Source organism: Rhizobium terricola, assembly GCF_012927355.1.
GTDB classification, from domain to species: Bacteria; Pseudomonadota; Alphaproteobacteria; order Rhizobiales; family Rhizobiaceae; genus Allorhizobium; species Allorhizobium terricola.
In genome coordinates this window covers 431,488-455,358 of the sequence record NZ_JABBGK010000001.1, presented here as the reverse complement: position 1 = coordinate 455,358, position 23,871 = coordinate 431,488, and the positions used below count along the sequence as shown (strand labels likewise).

General features: G+C 62.7%; 21 protein-coding genes. 15 read left to right on the top strand and 6 right to left on the bottom strand.

The annotated features are described in order from the left end of the window. Positions 1-97: 97 nt before the first annotated feature. Entirely contained in the window at positions 98-484 is a 387-nt protein-coding gene (locus tag HHL25_RS02065; RefSeq protein WP_169586782.1) for a c-type cytochrome, read from the bottom strand. A 291-nt stretch (positions 485-775) separates the two neighbouring features. On the opposite strand from HHL25_RS02065, the gene HHL25_RS02060 reads away from it, so the two are divergent. From HHL25_RS02060 to HHL25_RS02040, 5 genes are all read left to right on the top strand, one after another. Beyond that, positions 776-1,732, top strand: coding sequence for a choline ABC transporter substrate-binding protein (locus tag HHL25_RS02060; protein ID WP_169586780.1), 957 nt, complete (start codon positions 776-778; stop codon positions 1,730-1,732). A 182-nt stretch (positions 1,733-1,914) separates the two neighbouring features. After that, positions 1,915-2,760, top strand: coding sequence for a choline ABC transporter permease subunit (gene choW, locus HHL25_RS02055; RefSeq protein ID WP_169586778.1), 846 nt, complete (start codon positions 1,915-1,917; stop codon positions 2,758-2,760). Further along, entirely contained in the window at positions 2,757-3,806 is a 1,050-nt protein-coding gene (gene choV, locus HHL25_RS02050; protein WP_169586776.1) for a choline ABC transporter ATP-binding protein, read from the top strand. Before choW ends, choV begins: the two co-directional genes overlap by 4 nt. Positions 3,807-3,847: 41 nt before the next feature. Then, positions 3,848-4,564 carry a HugZ family pyridoxamine 5'-phosphate oxidase gene (locus tag HHL25_RS02045; RefSeq protein WP_169586774.1) on the top strand — a complete coding sequence of 239 codons (717 nt, stop codon included), beginning with the start codon at positions 3,848-3,850 and terminating at the stop codon, positions 4,562-4,564. 144 nt (positions 4,565-4,708) lie between these two features. Next, complete coding sequence (locus HHL25_RS02040; protein ID WP_169586772.1) at positions 4,709-5,029, top strand: ArsR/SmtB family transcription factor; 321 nt, start codon at positions 4,709-4,711, stop codon at positions 5,027-5,029. 158 nt (positions 5,030-5,187) lie between these two features. Here the strand turns inward: HHL25_RS02040 and HHL25_RS02035 are convergent, their stop codons facing one another. Next, entirely contained in the window at positions 5,188-7,158 is a 1,971-nt protein-coding gene (locus HHL25_RS02035) for a PhoX family protein (protein WP_169586770.1), read from the bottom strand. 329 nt (positions 7,159-7,487) lie between these two features. On the opposite strand from HHL25_RS02035, the gene HHL25_RS02030 reads away from it, so the two are divergent. The 6 genes from HHL25_RS02030 (at position 7,488) to HHL25_RS02005 (ending at position 15,852) form a co-directional block, all read left to right on the top strand. Next, positions 7,488-8,816 (top strand): aspartate aminotransferase family protein, encoded by a 1,329-nt coding sequence (locus HHL25_RS02030; protein ID WP_169586768.1) that lies wholly within the window; start codon positions 7,488-7,490, stop codon positions 8,814-8,816. A gap of 157 nt (positions 8,817-8,973) precedes the next feature. Continuing rightward, the gene (locus HHL25_RS02025; RefSeq protein WP_169586766.1) at positions 8,974-10,080 is read left to right on the top strand and encodes a branched-chain amino acid ABC transporter substrate-binding protein; all 1,107 of its coding nucleotides are present in this window, start codon (positions 8,974-8,976) and stop codon (positions 10,078-10,080) included. A 148-nt stretch (positions 10,081-10,228) separates the two neighbouring features. Next, positions 10,229-13,474, top strand: coding sequence for a hypothetical protein (locus HHL25_RS02020; protein WP_169586764.1), 3,246 nt, complete (start codon positions 10,229-10,231; stop codon positions 13,472-13,474). A gap of 81 nt (positions 13,475-13,555) precedes the next feature. Continuing rightward, positions 13,556-15,250 carry an adenine deaminase gene (gene ade, locus HHL25_RS02015; protein WP_169586762.1) on the top strand — a complete coding sequence of 565 codons (1,695 nt, stop codon included), beginning with the start codon at positions 13,556-13,558 and terminating at the stop codon, positions 15,248-15,250. 138 nt (positions 15,251-15,388) lie between these two features. Next, positions 15,389-15,589 (top strand): hypothetical protein, encoded by a 201-nt coding sequence (locus HHL25_RS02010; protein WP_169586760.1) that lies wholly within the window; start codon positions 15,389-15,391, stop codon positions 15,587-15,589. Beyond that, positions 15,586-15,852 carry a ParE family toxin-like protein gene (locus tag HHL25_RS02005; RefSeq protein WP_169586758.1) on the top strand — a complete coding sequence of 89 codons (267 nt, stop codon included), beginning with the start codon at positions 15,586-15,588 and terminating at the stop codon, positions 15,850-15,852. Before HHL25_RS02010 ends, HHL25_RS02005 begins: the two co-directional genes overlap by 4 nt. 54 nt (positions 15,853-15,906) lie before the next feature. Here HHL25_RS02005 and HHL25_RS02000 read toward each other — a convergent pair whose 3' ends face one another. Together HHL25_RS02000 and HHL25_RS01995 are read right to left on the bottom strand one after the other, a co-directional pair. Next, positions 15,907-17,580: a cation acetate symporter gene (locus tag HHL25_RS02000; protein ID WP_169586756.1), complete on the bottom strand. Its 1,674-nt coding sequence runs from the start codon at positions 17,578-17,580 to the stop codon at positions 15,907-15,909. Further along, entirely contained in the window at positions 17,577-17,885 is a 309-nt protein-coding gene (locus HHL25_RS01995) for a DUF485 domain-containing protein (RefSeq protein ID WP_205927699.1), read from the bottom strand. The genes HHL25_RS02000 and HHL25_RS01995 overlap by 4 nt, the downstream gene beginning before the upstream one ends. 265 nt (positions 17,886-18,150) lie before the next feature. Here HHL25_RS01995 and HHL25_RS01990 point away from each other — a divergent pair, with 265 nt between their 5' ends. Genes HHL25_RS01990 through HHL25_RS01980 form a run of 3 tightly spaced genes read left to right on the top strand, consistent with a single transcriptional unit; the run spans position 18,151 to position 19,412 of the window. After that, on the top strand, positions 18,151-18,930 hold the full coding sequence (locus HHL25_RS01990; protein WP_169586752.1) for an ion channel: 780 nt from the start codon (positions 18,151-18,153) through the stop codon (positions 18,928-18,930). A 10-nt stretch (positions 18,931-18,940) separates the two neighbouring features. Continuing rightward, positions 18,941-19,186 (top strand): DUF4160 domain-containing protein, encoded by a 246-nt coding sequence (locus tag HHL25_RS01985; RefSeq protein ID WP_169586750.1) that lies wholly within the window; start codon positions 18,941-18,943, stop codon positions 19,184-19,186. Beyond that, entirely contained in the window at positions 19,167-19,412 is a 246-nt protein-coding gene (locus HHL25_RS01980; protein WP_169586748.1) for a DUF2442 domain-containing protein, read from the top strand. Before HHL25_RS01985 ends, HHL25_RS01980 begins: the two co-directional genes overlap by 20 nt. A gap of 3 nt (positions 19,413-19,415) precedes the next feature. Here the strand turns inward: HHL25_RS01980 and bglA are convergent, their stop codons facing one another. Next, positions 19,416-21,080, bottom strand: a complete 1,665-nt coding sequence (bglA, locus tag HHL25_RS01975) for a beta-galactosidase BglA (RefSeq protein ID WP_169586746.1) — start codon at positions 21,078-21,080, stop codon at positions 19,416-19,418. A gap of 268 nt (positions 21,081-21,348) precedes the next feature. Between bglA and HHL25_RS01970 the strand changes: the two genes are divergently transcribed. Beyond that, positions 21,349-22,416, top strand: a complete 1,068-nt coding sequence (locus tag HHL25_RS01970) for a glycosyltransferase family 4 protein (RefSeq protein ID WP_169586745.1) — start codon at positions 21,349-21,351, stop codon at positions 22,414-22,416. 10 nt (positions 22,417-22,426) lie between these two features. Here the strand turns inward: HHL25_RS01970 and der are convergent, their stop codons facing one another. Then, positions 22,427-23,854 (bottom strand): ribosome biogenesis GTPase Der, encoded by a 1,428-nt coding sequence (der, locus tag HHL25_RS01965; RefSeq protein WP_169586743.1) that lies wholly within the window; start codon positions 23,852-23,854, stop codon positions 22,427-22,429. Positions 23,855-23,871: the final 17 nt, after the last annotated feature.

The window sequence follows — 23,871 nt, the reverse complement described above, 5'->3', positions numbered from 1 at the left end:
AGGATCGCCACGCCCCTGCAAGATGGCGCAAATAAAAAACGGGCAGCGACGCACCTTGCGCCGCTGCCCGTCAAGAACAGCTCATAAGGAAGATCGATCAGTTGCCGCCGGCAGCCGGGTCCTTCAGGTAGGCAATGATATTCGCAATATCTTCCGGCTTCTTGAGGCCGGCAAACGCCATCTTGGTACCCGGAACCAGATCCTTCGGCTTCGGCAGGTAGGCGGCCAGTTCTTCCTCGCTCCAGACCTTGCCTTCGCCGAACTTGGTCATGGCCGGCGAATACTTGTAGTCGGCAACCGAAGCGACCGGACGACCGACGATGCCCTGCAGGGTCGGACCGACCTTGTTCTTGGCTTCCGTCGCCGTGTGGCAGGCCATGCATTGCTTGAACACCTTGGCACCGGCCACCGGATCGCCGTCGGCGAAGGCAACGCCGGCCGGGATCATCATCGAGGCGGCAAGGATCAGACAGTGAAGTTTCATGAACGCTCCTTTGGAATTCGTCGCGCGCCGCGCGTGCGGCCCGTCAATTGGACAGAATAGACCATTCTCGCGTCCTTTGCCACGGGGCGACTTGCCGCGCCATTGACATCTGTCAAGCGACTTCAACGATATCAGGGACTTCCTTACCCCAACCTCGACTTAAGGATCGGTTCGCAGAAAGATTTGACGAGTCGCAAACAGGGAGGGGAATGAGGCGCAAATGCAACGGGCAGGGTTGAATTTGTCCGTTATAGATTGTTGACTGGGAACTCAAAAAAAAGGGAGCCTCCAATGAACGCATCTGTATTTTACCGCATTATCCTTTCCTCGGCGGTTTCGGCCGTCGCCCTCGCAGCCGCTCCGGCCATGGCAGCCGAGCCCGAAAGCTGCTCCACCGTACGCTTCTCCGACGTCGGCTGGACCGACATCACCGCCACCACCGCGACGGCTTCCGTCATCCTCAAGGGCATGGGCTACGAGCCGGTCGTGACCGTTCTGTCGGTTCCGGTCACCTACCAGTCCCTGAAGAACAAGGACATCGACGTCTTCCTCGGCAACTGGATGCCGGCCCAGGAAAAGGACGTTAAGCCCTACCTCGACGAAAAGTCGGTCGATTCGACCGGCGTGAACCTCGAAGGCGCCAAGTACACGCTCGCCACCAACGCCAAGGGCGCTGAACTCGGCATCAAGGACTTCTCCGACATCGGCAAGCACAAGGACGCTCTCGGCGGCAAGATCTACGGCATCGAGCCGGGCAACGACGGCAACCGCCTCGTCATGACCCTCATCGAGAAGAACGAGATGGGCATGGGCGGCCTCGAGCTGGTCGAATCCTCCGAACAGGGCATGCTTGCCCAGGTCGCACGCGCCGACAAGGCCGGCGAACCGGTCGTCTTCCTCGGCTGGGCACCGCACCCGATGAACTCCACCTTCGACGTCACCTACCTGACCGGCGGCGACTCGACCTTCGGCCCGAACTTCGGTGGCGCGACCGTCTACACCAACACCCGCGCCGGCTATGTCCAGGAATGCCCGAACGTCGGCAAGTTCATCACCAACCTCAAGTTCTCGCTCGACATGGAAAACCAGATCATGGGCAAGATCCTGAACGACGGTGAGGATCCGGAAAAGGCTGCGACCGAATGGCTCAAGGCCAACGGCGCTGCGATCGAGCCGTGGCTCGCCGGCGTGACCACCAAGGACGGCAAGGAAGCACTTCCGGCCGTCAAGGCCTCGCTCGGCCTCTGAACGATCGTCGGAGGGGCGGCTCGGCCGCCCCTTTCGATACCTGCGCCGCGCACATGGAGGAAAGGGGTGTGGCGCGCACTATCACCAGCTGTATGCACATGAATTCTGCCGCGGCTTTGCTTCGGCGAAGATGTGTCATATCGTCGATCTTCAGCTCTTAATTTGCGACGGGTGCGAACAACGTGAATTGGCTCACCGAAAACCGGATTCCGATCGGGGCTTGGGCTAAGTCCTTCGTGGACTGGCTCACCACCAATGGCGAGTGGCTCTTTGACCAGCTCTCCTTTCTCCTTTCCCACATCATCAACGGACTCCTGTTCGTTCTGCAGGCGCCGCATCCGCTGGTGATCGTCGCCTTTGCCACCGGCCTCGGTTGGTGGCTGCACCGCTCGCTGGGCACGGCGCTCTTCACCTTTCTTGGCCTGCTTCTCATCATGAACCAGGGCTACTGGAAGGAAACCACCGAGACGCTGGCTCTGGTGCTTGCCGCCACCACCGTCAGCATGCTGGTCGGCGTGCCGCTCGGCATCCTCGCCGCCCGCCGCGCCTGGATCTATGCCGGCATGCGCCCGGTGCTCGACCTCATGCAGACGATCCCCACCTTCGTCTACCTGATCCCGGCCCTCATCCTCTTCGGCCTCGGCATGGTCCCGGGCCTGATCGCCACGGTGATCTTCGCGATCCCCGCCCCGATCCGCCTGACGCGCCTCGGCATCATTTCCACCCCGCCGTCGCTGGTGGAAGCCGCCCAGGCCTTCGGGGCGACGCCGAGCCAGGTGCTCCGCAAGGTCGAACTGCCCTTCGCCATGCCGCAGATCATGGCCGGCCTCACCCAGACCATCATGCTGTCGCTGTCGATGGTCGTCATTGCCGCCCTCGTCGGTGCAAGCGGCCTCGGCGTTCCGGTCGTGCGCGCGCTCAACACCGTGAATGTCGCCAAGGGCTTCGAAGCAGGCCTTTGCATCGTCATCCTGGCGATCATCCTCGATCGCATGTTCCGCAGTTCTGAATCGGGAGACGACGCATGACCGACGCCGTCATTTTTGGAAATGTCGATATCGTCTTCGGCGATCATCCGGAGAAGGCGCTGGCCCTCGTCGACCAGGGCAAGACCCGCGACGAGATCGGCACCGAGACCGGGCTGGTGCTCGGCGTGGCCGGGGCCTCGCTCGCGGTCAAGGAAGGCGAGATCCTTGTGCTGATGGGCCTGTCCGGCTCCGGCAAGTCGACCCTGCTGCGCGCCGTCAACGGCCTCGCACCCGTGGTGCGCGGCAATGTCAGCGTCAAGACCTCGAACGGCGCGGTCGACCCCTACCGCGCCAGCCCCAAGGCCCTGCGCGACCTGCGCATGCACACCGTGTCGATGGTGTTCCAGCAGTTCGGTCTGCTGCCCTGGCGCACGGTCGCCGAGAATGTCGGCTTCGGCCTCGAGCTTGCCGGCGTGCCGGAAGCCGAGCGCCGCAAGCAGGTGGAAGAACAGCTCGAGCTGGTCAACCTGTCGAAATGGGCGAACCGCAAGGTCAACGAGCTCTCGGGCGGCATGCAGCAGCGCGTCGGCCTTGCCCGCGCCTTCGCCACCGGCGCGCCGATCCTCCTGATGGACGAGCCGTTCTCGGCACTCGACCCGCTGATTCGCACGCGTCTCCAGGACGAATTGCTCGAGTTCCAGTCGCGCCTGAAGAAGACGATCCTCTTCGTCAGTCACGACCTCGACGAGGCCTTCCGGATCGGCAACCGCATTGCCATCATGGAAAGCGGCCGGATCATCCAGTGCGGCACGCCGCAGGAGATCGTGCAGAACCCGGCCGACCAGTATGTTGCCGACTTCGTGCAGAACATGAATCCGATCAACATGCTCACCGCGCGCGACGTTATGCATCCCGGCGTCGAGAACGCCTCCGGCGCCGGCTCTGTCGCCGGAACGGCCCGGCCGGAGACACCGCTCGTCGACATTCTCGACGCGCTGTCACGTCAGCCTGGCACAATCGGCGTCGTCGACAACGGTAACGTCATCGGGACGATTTCGGCCCAGGATGTCGTTTCCGGCCTGACCCTGCACCGTCGCAAGGCCTGAGCGGACATCCGCTCAGGGCCGGACGCAGGAAGGAGCATGCCATGACGGATAAGCCATCGGTCATCCGGGAAACCGACGAGGAGGCCCGCGCGCTTGCCCGTCGGCTCCTTCGATCGGCGCGCTATGTCTCCCTGGCCGTGCTCGACCCGCAGACCGGGTTTCCCTCGGTCAGCCGGGTCCTGCTGGGCACCGACACCGACGGCTCCGCCGTCATCCTGGTGTCGGGGCTCTCCGCCCATACCAAAGCGCTGAGCGCCGACCGGCGGGCTTCCCTCCTGGCCGGCGAGCCGGGCAAGGGGGACCCCCTCGCCTATGCGCGGCTGACGCTCCACTGCCTGGCCGAATCAGTGGAGCGCGACAGCGCCGATCACGCTCGCCTGCGCACCCGCTTCATCGCCCGCCATCCGAAGTCGAAGCTCTACATCGACTTCCCCGATTTCCGCTTCTTCCGCCTTGTTCCGCAGTCCGCCAGCCTCAATGGCGGCTTCGGCCGGGCCTACATCCTCGGCGCCGAGGACTTCCTCATCCCCCCGGCAATGGGGGGTGATTTTTCGGGATGCGAGGAGCAGGCACTGCAAGATTTAGTGGCCCGCGGCCCGCAATATGCCCTCTCTATCGCCACGACGCATTGTGGACAGAAGCCCGGGAAATGGGCCATCTGCGGGGTCGACCGGGCCGGAATTGACCTAATTTGCGGCGATTTACTCGTTAGATACGAATTTGGGCATCTTATAGCGACACGGGCCGAACTCCCTTAAGAAATCCCTAATACAGCATACCCGGTACCTTAAATTTAGGCATATACAATTATCTTCGCGTTGTTACACTTACGTAATAGGTAAATTGACGGATTGCAGCCGGCGCCTTCCCCCGATGGTGTCCGAGAAACGAAAGTTGAAGTTATGAAAACCAAGGCATTATCCGAACAGTCCATTGCAGCAGCAGGCCTTCTTTCCGCCATGGCCAATCCCAAGCGTCTCATGATCCTGTGCAGCCTCGTCGAAGGCGAAGTTCCGGTCGGCGTTCTCGCCAACCAGGTGGGACTGAGCCAGTCGGCACTGTCCCAGCACCTCTCCAAATTGCGCGCCCAGAAGCTGGTGAAGACCCGCCGCGACGCGCAGACGATTTATTATTCCAGCACCTCCGAATCGGTCATCAAGATCCTCGGCACGCTGGAAGATATTTATTGCGCGAACACCGCAAACAAGACCGCAGCCGCCTGATGGTAACCGCCTCCGGGCGGTGACGAGGGCTCGGCCGGTTTCCGGTCCGGTTGTCTTGCGAGCGACGTTTTTGATCACGAAGACCAGATTGTCCGGCCGGCAGATCCCCGATCTGCCGGCCGGACTATTTGGTGAGGTTGAACCAAGGCGAACGGGGTTCAGCTCCCGACCGCCGCGCTGTCGTCGCGGCTCAGCACGATCAGAGACGGACGCGCCGGCTGAGCCTCCTTGAAGTCCGGCCAGTTCGTGCCGGCATCGGCGATCGAACTTGCATCCTCGTCGTCTTCGAAGCGCAGTTCCCCCGGATGCTGGATCGATACGAACACCGAACGGCCGTCCGGCGTGAAGGTCGGCGAACAGCATTCCGATCCGACCGGCGCCACGTAGAACAGCCTCGGCAGCGCCCGTCCCTCGCCCTCCGTGTCCACGACGAACAGGGCATCGGCAATGCCCTCCGGCGGCGGGCCGTCGGTCGCCACCCACAGCCGCCCGGCCGGGTCGACCGACAGGTTGTCGGGATCGGTGAACCAGCCGTTGACCGAAGTCGCCGGATGGAACAGGGCGCCGTCCTCCGCCACCGCCGGATTGCCGCACAGGACGAAAACGTCCCAGCGGAAACTTGCGGCGGCAAAATCGGCCTTGTCCGGCCCGCCCGGCGGCACCAGTTCGAGGAGGTGACCATGCGGATTGGGACCGCGCGGATTGGCCGGGTTCACCTGCTCTTCCGCATCCCCCTCACCCGCCGGCAACCGGTCTTCGTTCTCCGTCATCGCGACATAGAGCTTGCCCGTTTTCGGATGAACCACGAAGCCCTCCGGCGCGTCCATCGGCGTCGCCCCGAGCAGATCCGCAGCGGCGCGGGTGTTCAGCACCACGTCCGCCTGGCTGGCAAAGCCCGCCTCCGCCGTCAGCGGCCCTTCTCCGGCGATGAGCGGCAGCCAGGACATGGTGCCATCGCTCTCGAACTTGGCGACCGACAGCGTGCCGTTGTCGAGCAGGTCGCGATTGGCGGCACGGTCGTTCGGGTTCCATGGGTCGCGGGTGACAAAACGATAGAGATATTCGAAATCGTCGTCGTCGCCCATGAACACCACGACGCGGCCGTCCGGCGCCACGGCGCATTGCGCACCCTCATGGGTGAAACGGCCGAGCGCGGTGCGCTTCACCGGCTTCGACGCCGGATCGAGGGGATCAATCTCCACCACCCAGTCGAAACGCATCCACTCGTTCGGCTCTTCCTCGAAGCGGAAGCGCGGCTCGATCCGCCCGGCGCCGTAGATGTCGTTGTCCTCCTCGTCCCAGCCCTGACGTTCGACCAGCTCCTGATTCGGCAGCGTGGTGAAGTCGCCGGCAAAGACGTCCATCGAGCCTTCCTCGCCCGAAAGCAGCGTGCCCCAGGGCGTGATGCCACCATTGCAGTTGGAGATGGTGCCGAACACCGTCCTGCCCACGGGATCCGCCTTGGTCTTGAGGCGATCGTCGCCCGCGGCCGGACCTGAGATCGCCATCTCGGTGCCCATGTGGATGCGGCGGTTGTACTGGCCGTCACGGACGATCTCCCACCGGCGATTGGCCTTCTTCACCTCGAAGATCGACAGTCCGACCGACGCCATCACCGCACGGATCTGGTCCTCGGTCATCTTCTCGCGATAGTCGTCGGCCGTCAGCTCCGGAAACATCAGGAACGGCGTCGCATATTCGTGGCTGACCAGCATCAGCCCGTGCTCGGAGCCGGTCGAACCCGGCGGCAGCGGCATGTAATGCGTAAAGTCGTTGTTGTAGCCGAACTGGCGCTCCGCCGCCTTGCCGTCCAGCTTCGCCGGATCGAAGTCCGGGCTGTCGGCAAACAGGCCGTCACCCCAGCGCGCCAGGATCTGGCGGCTGTAGCCCGTCGGCCAGTGATCGTCCTTGTCGCGAACCCGCGCAAGTTCGGTGAAGGTCGAGGTCGGTGCCGCTGCAGCACGCGCCGTCTCGCCGAGCACTGGCAGGATGACCGCGCTGCCGGCAAGCGCAAACAGGCCCTTGAGGACGCTGCGGCGCGCAATCCCTTCTGCGAGGACTTCACCATAGGTCTCTGCGAATACGCGACGCGGATTCGGCCGCGCCCTTGTCTTGCGACGATCAGACATAAGTTCTCCCGGGTAAAAATGATTGTTTGGCTGAAATAGATCTGGCGGACCGATGTCCGGATGCTTTGCAGGACCGACCATAGGTCGATCACACGAAGTCTTGATGACGGGTTTTGAGGGAAAATACTTGGAGCTCCGGACCCGGGCCCGCCGACCGTGCCGTGTCACGCGCAATCATAACCGGAACCTCGGGCATCCATGATGTTTGTTGATGACGGTTGACGACCTTGGGTGCCCTGTTAATTTGACGTGGTTTTTCTGGAATATCCGGCCCTGCGCCGCCAACCGGGAAATGGCCGCCCGCACGAAAACGGCCATGGAGAGCTTTGATGTCCAACCGCCTGAATACCACGCCGAACGATCTGCGCGCCTTCTGGATGCCGTTCACGGCCAACCGCCAGTTCAAGAAGGAACCGCGCCTCTTCGTCGGCGCCAAGGATATGTATTACACGACCCATGACGGCCGCCAGGTGCTCGATGGCACCGCCGGTCTCTGGTGCGTCAATGCCGGCCACTGCCGCCCGAAGATTACCGAGGCGATCCGCGAGCAGGCCGGAGAACTCGACTATGCCCCGGCCTTCCAGCTCGGCCACCCCAAGGCCTTCGAGCTTGCCAACCGCCTGGTCGACATCGCTCCGGAAGGCATGAACCACGTCTTCTACACCAATTCCGGTTCGGAATCGGTCGACACCGCGCTCAAGATCGCGCTCGCTTACCAGCGCGTGAAGGGTGAAGGTTCCCGCTTCCGTCTGATCGGCCGCGAACGCGGCTATCACGGCATCAACTTCGGCGGCATGTCAGTCGGCGGCATCGTCTCCAACCGCAAGATGTTCGGCACGCTTCTGACCGGCGTCGACCACATGCCGCACACTCACCTGCCGGGCAAGAATGCCTTCACCAAGGGCCAGCCGGAATACGGCGCCGAGCTCGCCGACGAGCTGGAGCGCATCGTCGCCCTGCACGACGCCTCGACCATTGCCGCCGTCATCGTCGAGCCGGTCTCGGGCTCGACCGGCGTTCTCATCCCGCCGAAGGGCTATCTCCAGCGCCTGCGCGAGATCTGCACCAAGCACGGCATCCTGTTGATCTTCGATGAAGTCATCACCGGTTTCGGCCGCCTCGGCGCGCCCTTCGCCACCCAGTTCTTCGACGTCAAGCCGGACATCATCACCACCGCCAAGGGTCTCACCAACGGCGTCATCCCGATGGGCGCCGTCTTCGTCACCTCCGAGATCCATGATGCCTTCATGACCGGTCCCGAGCACATGATCGAGTTCATGCACGGCTACACCTATTCCGGCAACCCGATCGCCTCGGCCGCCGGTCTCGGCACGCTCGACACTTACAAGGAAGAGGGTCTCCTGACCCGCGCCGCCGAGCTCGCCCCCTACTGGGAAGAAAAGCTGCATTCGCTCGCCGATTGCCCGAACGTCATCGACATCCGCAATATCGGCCTGATCGGCGCGATCGAGCTTGCCCCGATCGCCGGCGAACCGACCAAGCGCGCCTTCAACGCCTTCCTCAAGGCCTATGAATCGGGCCTGCTGATCCGCACCACCGGTGACATCATCGCGCTCTCGCCGCCGCTGATCATCACCAAGGACGAGATCGACGAACTGTTCGACAAGCTCCGCAAGGTGCTGGTGGCGAACATCTGAGTTTGCCGGTTTCCGGTGCAGCGACCGAAGGCCGCGTCCCGCGCGGCCTTTTTTCATGCTTGAACTTTCGTTAAAGAAGAATGACTGGGACGAAACAATCGAACCCGAGCAGCGACAAACCGGCACAGATCGGAACGTTGCTCCCAAGGAGACAGACATGAAGTTTCAACTTCTCGCCGGCGCGGCGCTCGCCGCACTTCTCGCATCGACAGCCGGCGCACGCGCCGACATCGTCATCGGCCTGATCGCGCCGCTGACCGGTCCGGTCGCCGCCTATGGCGAACAGGTCAAGCACGGCGCCGAAGTCGCCGTCGAGGAAATCAACAAGGCCGGCGGCATCAACGGCGAAAAGGTCGTGCTGAAACTTGCCGACGACGCGGGCGAGCCGAAGCAGGGCGTATCCGCCGCCAACCAGCTGGTCGGCGAAGGCATCCGTTTCGTGGTCGGCCCTGTCACCTCGGGCGTCGCCATCCCGGCTTCCGACGTCTTTGCCGAAAACGGCATCCTGATGGTCACGCCGACGGCAACCGCGCCGGACCTTACCAATCGTGGCCTCACCAATGTCCTGCGCACCTGCGGCCGCGACGACCAGCAGGCCGAAGTTGCGGCGAAATATGTGCTCGCCAACTTCAAGGACAAGAAGGTCGCGATCATCAATGACAAGGGCCAGTACGGCAAGGGTCTGGCCGACGCCTTCAAGAAGACCCTCAACGAGGGCGGCGTGACCGAAGTCTTCAACGATGCGCTGACCGCGGGCGACAAGGACTTCAGCGCGCTGACGACCCGCCTCAAGGCGGACGGCGCCGAGGTGGTCTATTTCGGCGGCTATCATCCCGAAGGCGGCCTGCTGGCCCGTCAGCTCGCCGATCTCGGCATCAAGGCGCTGATCGTCGGCGGCGACGGCCTGTCGAACAGCGAATACGCCTCGATCGGTGGCGACTCCGCCAACGGCACGGTCTTCACCAACGCCTCCGACGCGTTGAAGAACCCGGATTCGAAGGCCGCCGCCGACGCGCTCGCCGCACGGAACATCCCGGCCGAAGCCTTCACGCTCAATGCCTATGCCGCCGTTGAAGTGATCAAGGCCGGCATCGAGAAGGCCGGCAGCGCCGAGGATGCAGAGGCCGTCACGACCGCGCTGAAGTCGGGCGAACCGATCGCCACCGCCATCGGCAAGGTCACCTACGGCGAGACCGGCGACCTGACCTCGCAGAGCTTCTCGCTCTTCAAGTGGGACGCCGGCAAGATCGTCGCCGCCGAGTAAGTCGACCGAGACAATCGCAAAGACACGGGAAAGCGGCCGGAAACGGCCGCTTTTCTTACTCCAGGACCAAAGTTGAAAATACAGCCATACATTGCATTAACTAATCATTAATGCAATTATCGCGTCCTCAACCTGGAGAGCCGCGACAATGGAATATACCGAAGTCGAAAAGCAGCTTTTTTCCGGTAACGCCATCGTTTTCGATGCGATGAAACAACACCAGCCAATTTCGTCATCGGCCTTACGCGATGCAATCCTGGCTGCTGATCTCAAGACCCACGATACTCGACACCGAGACAGCGCCTACAGTCTTTCGCACGCAAACATCACCGGAAAACTTGACCTTGCTGATCTTTATCCCACCCGGGAAGATGCTCTGATCTCGCTGGTCTTCATCGATTGCATCTTTCACGACGACATATCGATTGCACGCTCGGCCATCACAAACATTCGCTTCAAGCAATGCGCCCTGAAGAAGATCGACGGCGAACGTGTCTTCGTCCATGGTTCGGTCGAACTCGATGAAGTTCGGTCATCTGAGCCGGTCGACCGAAGGAGTGGTCAGGAGGCCGCAGACAACTGGTTCGGCTCAAGAGGCCCGCAGCCCCCCCAAGGCGAACCGCAATCAGAAGCACAGCACGGTCACGCAGTCGAGGTGAGCAGGCCTCAGGGGCTGTGCCATATTCATCTGCGCCACTCTGAAATCGGTCGGTCTGTTCTCATCAAGCAGAGCCTGCTTGTCGGCCCGGCGCTCCGAGACGACATCGACAGGAACAACGAGATCCTGAACTTCGCCCTCAATCTGGCCAGCGCAAAAATCAAAGGTTCAGTCTATCTGATAGACGGCGCGGCGGCCCTGGGAGGGGTAAGCCTCAGCGGTGCAGATATACAGGGCGATGTGTACATGGCCGGCGCCCGCCTGGTTTCCGGCGAAGGTGCAGCATTCAACGGCCAGTTACTTTCCGTGTCCGGCTTCGTCGGTCTCCGAGGCAAGACCGTGCAGAACGGCATGGTGGCCCGCTTCGAGAGCCTAGGCATGATCGTGATGATGAATGCCCGAATCGCCAGCGTCATCGACCTCACCGCCGGTCTCTTCGAGGCCGCGCCGAATGACACGATCGCGATCTACGTCTCAGGCTGCGAGAGCATAGGCAGCCTGATAACAGGAGCGCTTGGCGCCGCGGATCAGATGGTCAGGACGACCGTAGTGGGCGATATGCGAATGGTTGGCTGCGGGTTCCAGGGAGACCTGCAACTCTCCGATCTGGACATCAGCCACAAGCAAAGTTCGCCGTCCAAGGCGATGACCGCTCCCGAGATGCAAACCCAGGCAGCCGTCCTTCATTTGATCGCCTTGACTGTCAACGGCCGACTGCTGATTTCCGGCGGGTTCCGAGGCGGAATTGATCTCAGTGACACGAGAATTATCCGGTCCGTGTACCTCGGCAACAATGCCGAGCCCCTGGAGTTCGTCTGCACTCCGGAGAACATCAGGCTGATCGACATGAACGGCGCGCAGATCGAGAGCACGTTGGCGGTATCGAACCTGAAGGTCGAAGCCGTGACAGGCCTTGACCGGCTGAAGAATAACCTCGGCTCAGACCATGATCTGAAGATGCGTAGCTACCCGTTAGCTTTTGCCCCGGGCGTCCTGTTTCACGAACTCCAGATCAATGGCAAGAAGCGCCGGTTCAGCGCGGGCATTCTTGAAACCGACGGACAGCTTGCAATTCTCGACGGAACTGGTCCTTCCATCATTTCCGTTTTGCGGAAGGCCCAGGTAAACTTCGACTCCGAAGACAATATCAAGGAGTACCTGCGCCTCTTTTGCCACAACATTTGCGGGGACCTCGGCCCCTTCATGATCATCGAGCGTAGTGGCTGGCTCTACTCGATCCTCCCTGAAAGCGCCAAGCAGACGGTGGAGGACATCGAGATAGTGCCGTCAGACGCTGTAGGCGTGACGCACCCGGCCGAGTATGTCTGCGCTGCGCGGGTTTCGATCTGGTACGGGCCTGCGATATTCCGCTCGACGCTGGCTCTCCGAAAGGATCTGATGGTAGAGATGACGGATGACGAAAGCCGGTACGACGGCCTGTCGTTGCAGATTGCCCAGTTGAAGCCGCTGAAATATCTCGACACCACGGGTGTGGCCTGCCCGGGCGAATGGCCGCTCTGCCCCACTCTGGCGGCGACACCAACCTACGGATCACTAGACAAGTCCAGGCGGCGGCGGCTCCTCGCGGCATCGCGGTCCTTGTCGGAAAAATATCGCACTCGACCCGAGATCAATCTCCAGAACGCCCACGTTTGTGAACTCCACGACAAGGACGGGAAGGCATGGCCGGACGGTGTACGCCTGACCTTGGCCGGCTTCACCTACGACGCTCTGAGAATTACCGATGGTGGCGACGACATTCGCGAAGAGCGCGGCCGAGCGCATAGGCTTCCAATCATGCAGGACCTGTGGCGGAAGCCTGCCAGATATGCAGGACGGGCGTTGTTGAAGCTCGCCGTCGTGCTGCTCGCGGCTTACATGGCCTGGGAGTTATCGTCTTCACCATACGCACTGTTCGCGCTTGTCGCGGCGGCGGCCATCTGGCTCACCTTGTGGATAAGGAAGCAGGCGGTAAACAGCAAGGCAGAGAAATACTCCCGCCCCTGGCAGGCGAGGAAACGCTGGCTTCGGCTGCAATACGAGGATCTGCGGCCATCGCGAGAGGAGTTCACGCCCCAACCCTTCGAACAGCTTGCCGGCGTGTTCCGCAAGCAGGGACAGGAAGAAGACTTTCGCAGGATTTCGCGTCTGAAGCTGGCCTGGAAAGACAAGGTCGAAACGGCCTTCATATGGCGACCGTTCACCGCCCTCTATCGCCTCGGTTTCGGCTATGGCTTCTCGACTTTCAGGGCCTTCACGACATTCGGCCTGCTTCTTCTCTTCGGGATATGGGCGACCGAGAAAGCGCTGGAAGAGGAGCTTCTGGTCCTGGCGGCGTCACCCGACATATACGTCGCAGCGGTCGCCGATGCACATCCCGGCGAGCCTGCCGACAGGTCGAAGCTCGACGTCTCCTGCCGCGGAGAGATAAACTCGCCAATTTACGCGCTGGATACCCTCCTCCCGCTGATCGATCTGGGACAGGAGACCCGCTGCGGCATACGCTCCGAAGCGAATTTCCGTTTTTCCGCTCCGGCGCTTCCTGTGATCCAGACACAACCCCTGGCAATACTTCAAGACTTTGCCAAAGAAACGGCGAATTGGCTTGGAGATCTCGCATTCCGGCCAACCGTCTGGCAGTATGGCCTCGCCTTCTATCGGCTGCTCGGCTGGATCGTACTCTCCCTGCTGATATTCACGATCTCCAATTCGATGCGCCGCGCGTCCGGAGGATAAAGATGGCGAACTCCTGATCCCCCTTCCCCCGCACCGCCGTGGAAAGCTACACTCCCCGTCAACCGGAATCGGAGTGATCGCATGAGCAGTTTGGAAGACCGCATCGACCAGGGCGTTGGCCGCAAGCCTGCCGACATCGTGCTGAAGAACGGCCGCTTCTTCGATCTCGTCACCGGCGAACTCGTCGCCTCCGACATCGCGATCTGCGGCGACACCATCGTCGGCACCGGCGAAAGCTACGAAGGCCACGAGGTGATCGACCTTTCCGGCCGCATCGTCGTGCCGGGCTTCATCGACACCCATCTCCACATCGAAAGCTCGCTGGTCACGCCCCACGAATTCGACCGCTGCGTCCTGCCCCATGGCGTGACGACGGTCATCTGCGATCCCCACGAAATCGCCAACGTGCTCGGCACCGAAGGCATCCAGTTCTTCCTCGACTCGTCCGAACAGACGATCATGGACATCCGCGTTCAGCTCTCCTCCTGCGTGCCGGCCACCCATCTCGAAACCTCCGGCGCAGACCTGCCGATCGAGCGGCTTTTGCCCTTCCGGAACCATCCGAAGGTGATCGGGCTCGCCGAATTCATGAATTTCCCCGGCGTGATCCACAAGGATCCGGTCGCGATGGCCAAGCTCGAGGCCTTCCAGCACGGCCACATCGACGGCCATTCGCCGCTGCTGTCCGGCCGTGACCTGAACGGCTATCTCTCGGCCCGCATCCGTACCGACCACGAATGCACCAATGTGCCGGAAGCCATGGAGAAGATCCGCAAGGGCATGCATATCCTGGTACGCGAGGGGTCCGTCTCGAAGGATCTTCACGCCCTGATGCCGATCCTCACCGAGCGGCTGTCTCCCTTCCTCGCGCTCTGCACCGACGACCGCAATCCGCTCGACATCGCCGAGGAAGGCCATCTCGACTACATGATCCGAGAGGCGATCAGCAACGGCGTCGAGCCGATCGCCGTCTACCGCGCCGCTTCGATCTCGGCCGCGCGCGCCTTCGGGCTGAAGGACCGCGGTCTCGTCGCCCCCGGCTGGCGCGCCGATCTCGTGGTGATCGACAGCCTGGAAAACTGCAAGGCGGAGATGGTCTTTTCCGCCGGCCGCCGCGTGACGAACGACCTCTTCGCCACCCGCAAGCCCGTCGCCCCCGTCGGCCTCGACAGTGTCAGGGCACGCATCGTCAAGGCGGCGGATTTCGGTGTGCCGGTCACCGAGAGCGAGACACCGGTGATCGGCGTCATGCCCGGCAAGATCATCACCGAGCACCGCCGCTATCGCTTGCCCTCCATCGGCAACCAGACCGCCGTCGATCTGACAAACGACATCATCAAGGTCGCCGTCATCGAGCGCCATGGCAAGAACGGCAACCATGCCAATGGTTTCGTTCAGGGTTTCGGCCTGAAGAAGGGCGCGATCGCCTCGACCGTCGGTCATGACAGTCACAACATCTGCGTGGTCGGCGTCTCCGAGGACGACATGGCGCTCGCCGCCAATCGTCTCTCGGAAATCAAGGGCGGCTTCGTCGTGGTCGAGGACGGCAAGGTGACTGGCGAGATCGCCCTTCCCGTCGCCGGCCTGATGAGCCTCGAACCCTTCGAGACGGTCCGCGATACGCTGCATCATCTGCGGCAGGCGGCCTACGCGCTCGGCACCACCTTGCAGGAACCCTTCCTGCAGGTCGCCTTCCTGCCGCTGCCGGTCATCCCGCACCTGAAGATTTCCGACAAGGGCATGGTGGACGTCGACCAGTTCCGGCTGATCGGGTGAGCCTCAGGGCTAGATCGTTGATCAGACAATATTCGGCCCAACCCAGGGCGCCCAATGCCGTTATCACTATTGACCAGCGATCGACTTGGAATTCCGTCTGCTGCAGCTTATTCTGTCGCCAAGTCACGGAGAGATTAAGTGTCGAAACTGGAAAAGCTTGAGCAGGCCGTAAGCGCCTTGGATGCGGAAGAGTTCGCAAGCTTCTCCGCGTGGTTTGAAGCCCAGCAGGCCGCCCGCTTTGACCGCCGGATCGCTGAAGATGCAAAGGCCGGTCATCTCGATGGCCTTGCCGGCGCCGCCCTTGGCGAACATCGCCAGCACAGGACCCGCCCGTTGTGAACCACCACACGACGGAAGCGTTCTGGCACTGCTATAAAAATCTTCCGTCGGCGGTTCAACGTGTTGCTGATCGCAACTTTCGCCTCCTCAAGGCGAATCCCCACCATCCTTCCCTGCATCTTAAGCAGATCGGCCGTATCTGGTCCGTACGAGCTGGCGCGTCTTGGCGCGCCCTCGGCGTCGATGACAACGGCGACATCATTTGGTTCTGGATCGGTAGCCACGCCGATTACGACCGTCTTCTGAAGACAGCGCCCAAATGAGAAACGGCGGGGGAGGCTCCCTCCCCGCCGACAGTATTCCATCCTGCGCCTACCTCAGTGGCTGGCCGCAGCCGCAGCGCCGAGCCCCGTTTCCGAGCGGATGAACTGGTCGCGGAAGCCGGCCTTGTCGAGGGCTGCGCGCGGGCTCTTGTCGGTGACCGAGAAGAACCAGATGCTGGAAAACGCGATCGTCATCGAGAACAGCGCATATTGTTCATAGGGGAAGATCGGCTTTTCGAAACCGAGCACCGCCACCCAGACCGCCGGCCCGAGCACCACGCAGGTGACCGCGCTGATCAGCCCGAGGAAGCCGCCGACAAAGGCGCCACGGGTCGTCATGTTGCGCCAGAAGATCGACATGAAGAGCACCGGGAAGTTGACGCTCGCGGCAAGGCCAAACGCGAGGCCGACCATGAAGGCGATGTTCTGGTTCTCGAAGACGAGACCGAGGCCGATCGCGAGCACACCGAGCACCAGGGTCGCAAGACGCGATACCAGCATCTCCTCGCGTCCCGTCGCCTTGCCCTTCTTCAGGACGCGGGCATAGAGATCGTGCGAGACGGCCGATGCGCCGGCGAGCGCGAGGCCCGAGACCACCGCGAGGATGGTCGCGAAGGCCACCGCCGAGATGAAGCCGAGGAACACGTCGCCGCCGACCGCCTTCGACAGGTGGATCGCCGCCATGTTGCCGCCGCCGAGGATCTTGCCGGCCGCATCCAGATAGGCCGGATTGGCGCCGACGATGGTGATCGCCGAAAAGCCGATCATCACCGCGAGGATGAAGAAGTAGCCGATGAAGCCGGTGGCATAGAATACCGACTTGCGCGCCGCCTTGGCATCCGGAACGGTGAAGAAGCGCATCAGGATATGCGGCAGGCCGGCCGGACCGCACATTAGCGCAAGACCGAGCGAGATCGCCGTCAGCGGGTCGGAAATCGAGCTCGAGGGACGCAGGATCGCCTCCTTGGCCGCATGGTTGTCGATCGCCGCCGTCATCAGCGCGCTCGGATCGAAGCCGAAATGGGCGAGCGACAGCAGCACGAGGATGGTGCAGCCGGACAGGAGCAGCACCGCCTTGATGATCTGCACCCAGGTGGTGGCGAGCATGCCGCCGAAGGTCACGTACATCACCATCAGCACCCCGACGAGCACCACCGCATAGGCATAGTCGAGGCCGAACAGGAGCTGGATCAGTTTGCCGGCGCCGACCATCTGGGCGATCAGGTAGAAGATCACGACGGTGAGCGAGCCCATGGCCGAGAGCGAGCGGATCTTCGTCTGCTCGAAACGGTAGGAGGCGACGTCGGCAAAGGTGTAGCGACCGAGATTGCGCAGGCGCTCGGCGATCATGAACAGGATCAGCGGCCAGCCGACCGTCCAGCCGACGGTATAGAACACGCCGTCGACGCCCTTGCCGAACACCATGCCGGAGACGCCGAGGAAGGCGGCCGCCGACATGTAGTCGCCGGCAATCGCAAGGCCGTTCTGGAAACCGGTGATGCCGCCGCCGGCGGTGTAGAAGTCCGAGGCCGAGCGCGTCTGGCGCGCCGCCCAGTAGGTGATGCCGAGCGTGCCCAGCACGAACAGGATGAACATCGCGATCGCGATGACGTTGACCGGCTGCTTTTGGACGGCGCCGGCAATGGCATCGCCCGCGGCAAGCGCCGAGGTCGCGACGACGAGGCCGGCAAGCCCGGCGGAAAGGATGAGCGAAAAGCGCCGGATCATGCTTCGGCTCCCGCGATGACGGACTTCGCGATGGCATCGAATTCGCCATTGGCCCGGCGCGTGTAGATGCCGGTCATGACGAAGGCGAAGGCCTGGATGGCAAAGCCTGCGAGAAGCCCGAAGGCCCATTTCGAACCGCCGATCACCGGCATCGAGAACAGGTCGGGATTGAAGATCGCGATCGACACGAAGGTGATGTAGACGCCGAGAACGATGATCGACAACATCAGGGAAAAGCGGTTGCGGCGACGCACCAGCTCGGCAAAACGCGGGTCGTTGGCAATCCTGTCATAGGCTATCTTCACGCACATCCTCCAATTCTGCGTATCCGACTGCCGTCATGCGGCAGTGCATCATGTTTCCTCGATGAAGAAAGGCAGCGTGCGTCTCAAGCCAGACTTAAGGCGTGAGACAAAAGTCGAAGCGCCCGGAGAGGCGCGGAAAGTTGAGTTCCGGCAAAGGGTTGAGGCTGCAATTGACGGAGACGGGGCGGCAGGGGATAACCAACCGGTCGACCCCGGAACCCGGGAAGATCACCCCGGGCGCGATCCGCCAATCAGAAGGCCGAGCATGACCTCGAAGACAGACGAGACCACCCTTCGCGGCCGCCTGCGTGGCCTCTATTTCGGCGAAAGCCTTTCGGCGGTCCGCTTCCAGCTGATGCTCGCCGTCGTCGATCTCGTGATCATCGCCTTCTTCCTGCTCGGCCCCTATCTGAGAGACCGGCCGAGCTACCTGATCATCGACTACGCGATTGCGCTGTGGATCGCCGCCGAGCTGGTGGCGCAGGTACTGACGTCGCGCAGCATTCTCCGCTGGCTCTCGCGTCCGATGACCTGGGTCGATCTCATCGTGCTCGGCACGCTGCTCTTTCCCCAACTGCTGTTCAACTTCGCCTTCCTGCGCGCATTGCGCATCTGGGCGATCGCCCAGCGACCGATCTTCAAGGTCATGCTCCGACGCTTCGGCTGGGGGCACCTGACGGAAGTCGCAACGGCGGTCGTCAACTTCATCGTCTTCCTCTTCACGGTGACCGGCTTCGTCTACACCTTCTTTTTCTACCGGGAGGATGGCGGCGAAGGTTTCGTCGATGCCTTCTATTTCACCGTGGCGACGGTGACGACCACCGGTTTCGGCGACATCACGCTGCCGGGCACTTTTGGAAAACTGACCTCGATCGTGACGATGATCATCGGCATCTCGCTCTTCGTCCGTCTCGCCCAGGCGATCGTCCGGCCCTACAAGGTGACCTTCCCCTGCCCGCAATGCGGGCTGCAACGCCACGACGCGGATGCGGTCCACTGCAAGGCCTGCGGCCACGTGCTGAACATTCCCGACGAGGGACTGTAGGGAGGGGCGAATGCCGGTGATCCTTCGACGAGACGGCTACACCTTCTTCTTCTATTCGAACGAAGGAGATCCCCGTGAACCGATCCACGTGCATGTTCGACGAGGGGGCGCTGAAGCGAAGATCTGGCTGGAGCCCACCATCGGTGTCGCCGAGAGCAAAGGCTTCAACAGCAGGGAGCAGTCTGCTATCCTGCGGATTGTTATCGTTCACCGCATTCTGATCGAAAAGGCATGGCGTGATTATTTCGGCGAATGACATTCGGTTCGACGAGGACACGATGTGGGTGTCCCTCGACGACGGACGCGTGCTCGGTGTGCCGCTCGCCTGGTTCCCGAGGCTGCTATTGGCAACGCCGGAACAACGCCTTGCCTACGAACTTAGCGCGGGTGGCATCCATTGGGATGCGCTCGACGAGGACATCTCGATCGCCGGCCTGATTGCCGGTCGCGGCGATCGAAGCCTCAAGCGCCCCGCCGCCTGATTCTCAGATCTTCGCGCAAAAACCGTCGAGCGCACCGAGCCTGATCTCGCCGTCGACCACCGCCCCTGAAAGCCCCGGCATGACGACGGGCTCCTTGATCGTGATCCGCGACGGCAGCTTCACCGCTTGCGGTCCGCGTCGGAGATTGAAGACGAAGAGCAGCCGGTCATCGCCCTTCTTGCGAGTGAAGGCGAGCACATCCTCTTCGGTCTTCAGGAACTCCATTTCCCCGTCCCGGAGCGCCGCATGTGCCTTTCGGAAGGCGAGCGTCGTGCGGTAATGGTCGAGAACGGAGCCGGACGTCTTCTCCTGCCTGTCGACGGCAAGCGCCCGGTGCTCGGGCGGAACCGGAAGCCAGCTCTTCTTCGCAGTGCTGAAGGCGGCGTGCTCCTTTGCCACGCTCCACGGCATCGGCGTGCGGCACCCGTCCCTACCCTTGAAGGCCGGCCAGAAGCGGATGCCATAGGGGTCGGTTAGCTCCTCGAACTGCAGCTCCGCCTCGGGCAATCCCAGTTCCTCGCCCTGGTAGAGGCAGATCGACCCGCGCAGCGTGGCAAGCACGCTGATCGCAAGCTTCGCCACCGCCTCCCGCTCTTCGGCATTCTGCGCGAAACGGCTGACATGCCGGTTCACGTCATGATTGGAAAAGGCCCAGCACACCCAGCCTTCGCTCACCGAGCCATGGAAGGCATCGACGCAATGGCGGATGTGGTTCGGCGTGAAGTCCGGCCCGAGAAGGTCGAACGTGTAGCACATGTGCAGCTTGTCGCCGCCGGCGGTATAGGCCGCGACCGTCTTCAGCGAACGCGCACCGTCGCCCACCTCGCCCACCGTGGTTCGGCCGTCATAGCGGTCGAGCAGTGCCCGGAACCGCTTGAGGAACTCGATGTTTTCCGGCTGGGTCTTGTCGTAGAGATGGCTCTGCATGCCGTAAGGGTTGACGTCCGGCGCATCGAGCCCCGCCTCGTCGCTGTCGGGGGCGTGCGGCGGATTGTTGCGCAGTTCCTTGTCGTGGAAAAAGTAGTTCACGGTATCGAGCCGGAAACCGTCGACGCCGCGGTCGAGCCAGAACTTGACCGTCGCCAACAGCGCCTCCTGAACCTCGCGATTGTGGAAGTTGAGGTCGGGTTGCGAGGTCAAAAAGTTGTGCATGTAATACTGCTTGCGCACCCCGTCCCATTCCCAGGCCGGCCCGCCGAACACCGACAGCCAGTTGTTGGGCGCCGTGCCGTCGGGCTTGGCGGCGGCCCAGACGAACCAGTCCGCCTTGGGATTGTCGCGGCTCGCCCGGCTTTCCTTGAACCACGGGTGCTGGTCGGAGGTATGCGACAGGACCTGGTCGATGATGACCTTGAGCCCCAGCCGGTGTGCCTCGGTCATCATCGCGTCGAAATCGGCAAGCGTTCCGAACATCGGATCGACGTCGCAATAATCCGAGACGTCATAACCCATGTCCGCCATCGGCGAGGTGAAGAAGGGCGACAGCCAGATCGCATCGACCCCGAGGGCTGCGATATAGGGCAACTTCTCGGTGACGCCCTTCAGGTCGCCGACACCGTCGCCATTGGTGTCGAGAAACGAGCGCGGATAGACTTGGTAGATGACCGCCCCGCGCCACCAGTCGGATGTCGTCTTGGGATGGCTGGCCTTGGTCGGGGCTTTCGTCATGGGCGTCCTCAACGGGAATCGTGGATCGGCAGGGTGCGCAGCAGAATATAGGCGCCCCGTCGCCGCTGGCGAGCGATTAAATCACCAAGAACCGCGCGCGCCTGCGCCGTCACGGCCCTGACATAAGGCTGTAACATTGCCCGCCCATAACCCGCACAGGACAACGACGGCGCCCGTATCCCGGCATGATGAACCAACCGACCGGGTCGGGCCGCGAACGGCCGAGGGGCTTTCCTCGGCGACACCGGGAAGAATAGCGACAACGCCCATGCCCAAGATCGTCATCGTCACCGATGCCTGGCACCCGCAGGTTAACGGCGTGGTGCGCTCCATCGAGACCACCAACCGTGAACTCGCGGCGATGGGGATCGACGTGGCGATGATCACGCCGCAGCCCTTCCCGAGCATCCCGATGCCCACCTATCCGGAAATCCGCCTGTCGCTCGCCCGCTACGGACGGGTCGCCCGCATGATCGAGCGCGAGAAGCCGGACTATCTCCACATCGCGACCGAAGGCCCGCTTGGCCTGATGGCGCGGCGCTGGTGCCTGAAGCACGGCATGCCGTTCTCGACCAGCTACCACACCCGCTTTCCGGAATATGTCCGGAGCCGTATTCCCGTTCCGCTCTCCTGGCTTTATGCCTATGTGCGCTGGTTCCACAACCGCGGCGGCGCCTGCATGGTGGCGACCGAGAGCCTGAAGCGGGAACTGGCCGGTCGCGGCCTCAACAATCTGTGCCTGTGGAGCCGCGGCATCGACACCGCCCTCTTCCACCCCCGTCCCCGCGCCGAAAACCCGTTCGGCCTTGCCCGCCCGATCTTCATGACCGTTGGTCGCGTGGCGATCGAGAAGAACCTGCCGGCCTTTCTCGATCTCGATCTTCCGGGTTCCAAGGTGGTGGTCGGCGACGGCCCGGCCCGCGCCGAGCTCGAGGCCCGCTATCCGGGCGTACTCTTCACCGGCGTGAAGTTCGGAGAGGATCTCGCCCAGGCCTATGCCGAGGCCGACGTCTTCGTCTTCCCTTCGATCACCGACACCTTCGGCAATACGATCCTCGAGGCATTGGCATCGGGCGTACCGGTCGCCGCCTATCCGGTGACGGGTCCGGTCGACATCGTGCCGCCCGGCGGCAAGGCCGGCGTGCTCGATGAGGATCTGCGCAAGGCCTGCATCGCCAGTCTCGACGCGTCGCGTGACGAAGCCCGCGCGGTCGCCGAGACTTATTCCTGGCAGGCCGCGACGCGGCAGTTCCTCGACAATGTCATGGAGGCGAAGGCCCAGGCGAGACGCCGGCGCCTGTCCTTGCGTCAGCCGACCCGGCCGGCAGACGCCTGAGCGCGGTTGGTCAGCGCTTTTTCTTCCGGTTCTCGAACGGGTTGTCGGCCGCCTTGAAATGGATGCGGATCGGTACGCCCGGCATCTGGAAATCGGCGCGCAGGCCGTTGGTCAGATAGCGCACATAGCTTTCCGGCAAGGCGTCGGCACGCGTGCAGGATATCATGAAGGCGGGCGGACGGGCCTTCACCTGCGTCATGTACTTGAGCTTGATGCGGCGGCCGGAGACAGCCGGTGGCGGATGCTGGACCTGCGTGTGTTCGAGCCAGCGGTTGAGCTTGGCGGTCGAGATTCGGCGGTTCCACACCCGGTCGGTGTCGATGATCGACTGCATCAGCTTGTCGAGGCCGTAGCCGGTCTGGCCGGAAATCGGCACGGCGCGGATGCCACGGGCCTGCGGCAGCAGGCGCTCGGTCTTTTCACGTAGGTCGGCAAGCACCGCCTGCGGCTCTTCGACCAGGTCCCACTTGTTGAAGGCAAGCACCGCGGCGCGGCCTTCGCGGATCACCAGGTCGACGATCTGCAGGTCCTGCTTCTCGAACGGAATGGTCGCGTCGAACACGATGACCACGGTCTCGGCGAAACGGATGGCGCGCAGCGCATCGGCGACCGAGAGCTTTTCGAGCTTCTCCTGCACGCGCGCCTTGCGCCGCATGCCGGCGGTGTCGAACATCTTGATGGTGCGGCCGCGCCAGTCCCATTCGACCGAAATGCTGTCGCGGGTGATGCCGGCTTCCGGGCCGGTCAACAGACGGTCTTCGCCGAGAAAGCGGTTGATGAGCGTCGACTTGCCGGCATTCGGCCGCCCGACGATCGCAACCCGCAGCGGCTTGGTCTCGTCGTATTCGGGCTCGATTTCCTCGTCCCCCTCGCCGCCGACTTCTGCCTCGGAGACCCGGACGTCCGTCTCGGCCTCGTCATCCTCTTCAGGAAAGGCGCGTTCCTCGCCGATCGCCGCGACGATCGCATCGCGCAGGTCGATCATGCCCTGGCCGTGTTCGGCCGAAACCGGAACCGGTTCGCCAAGGCCGAGCGTGTAGGCGTCGTAGAAGCCGCTGTCGGAACCGCGCGCTTCGGACTTGTTGGCGACGAGTACCACCGGCTTGCCGCGCCGGCGCAGCATTTCGGCGAGTTCCTTGTCGACCGGCGTCAAACCCATCTTTGCATCGACGATGAAGAGCGACAGGTCCGCGTCGTCGATCGCCGCCTCGGTCTGCGCGCGCATCCGGCCCTCAAGCGTGTCGGGGGCCGCCACTTCGAGACCGGCGGTGTCGATGATCGTGAACCTCAGATCGATGAGCTTCGCCTCGCCCGGGCGGCGGTCGCGGGTGACCCCCGGCGTGTCGTCGACGAGCGCCAGCTTCTTGCCAACCAGGCGGTTGAACAAGGTGGACTTGCCGACGTTCGGACGACCGACGATGGCGACGGTGAAGCTCATGGGGTTCCGTTTCCTTC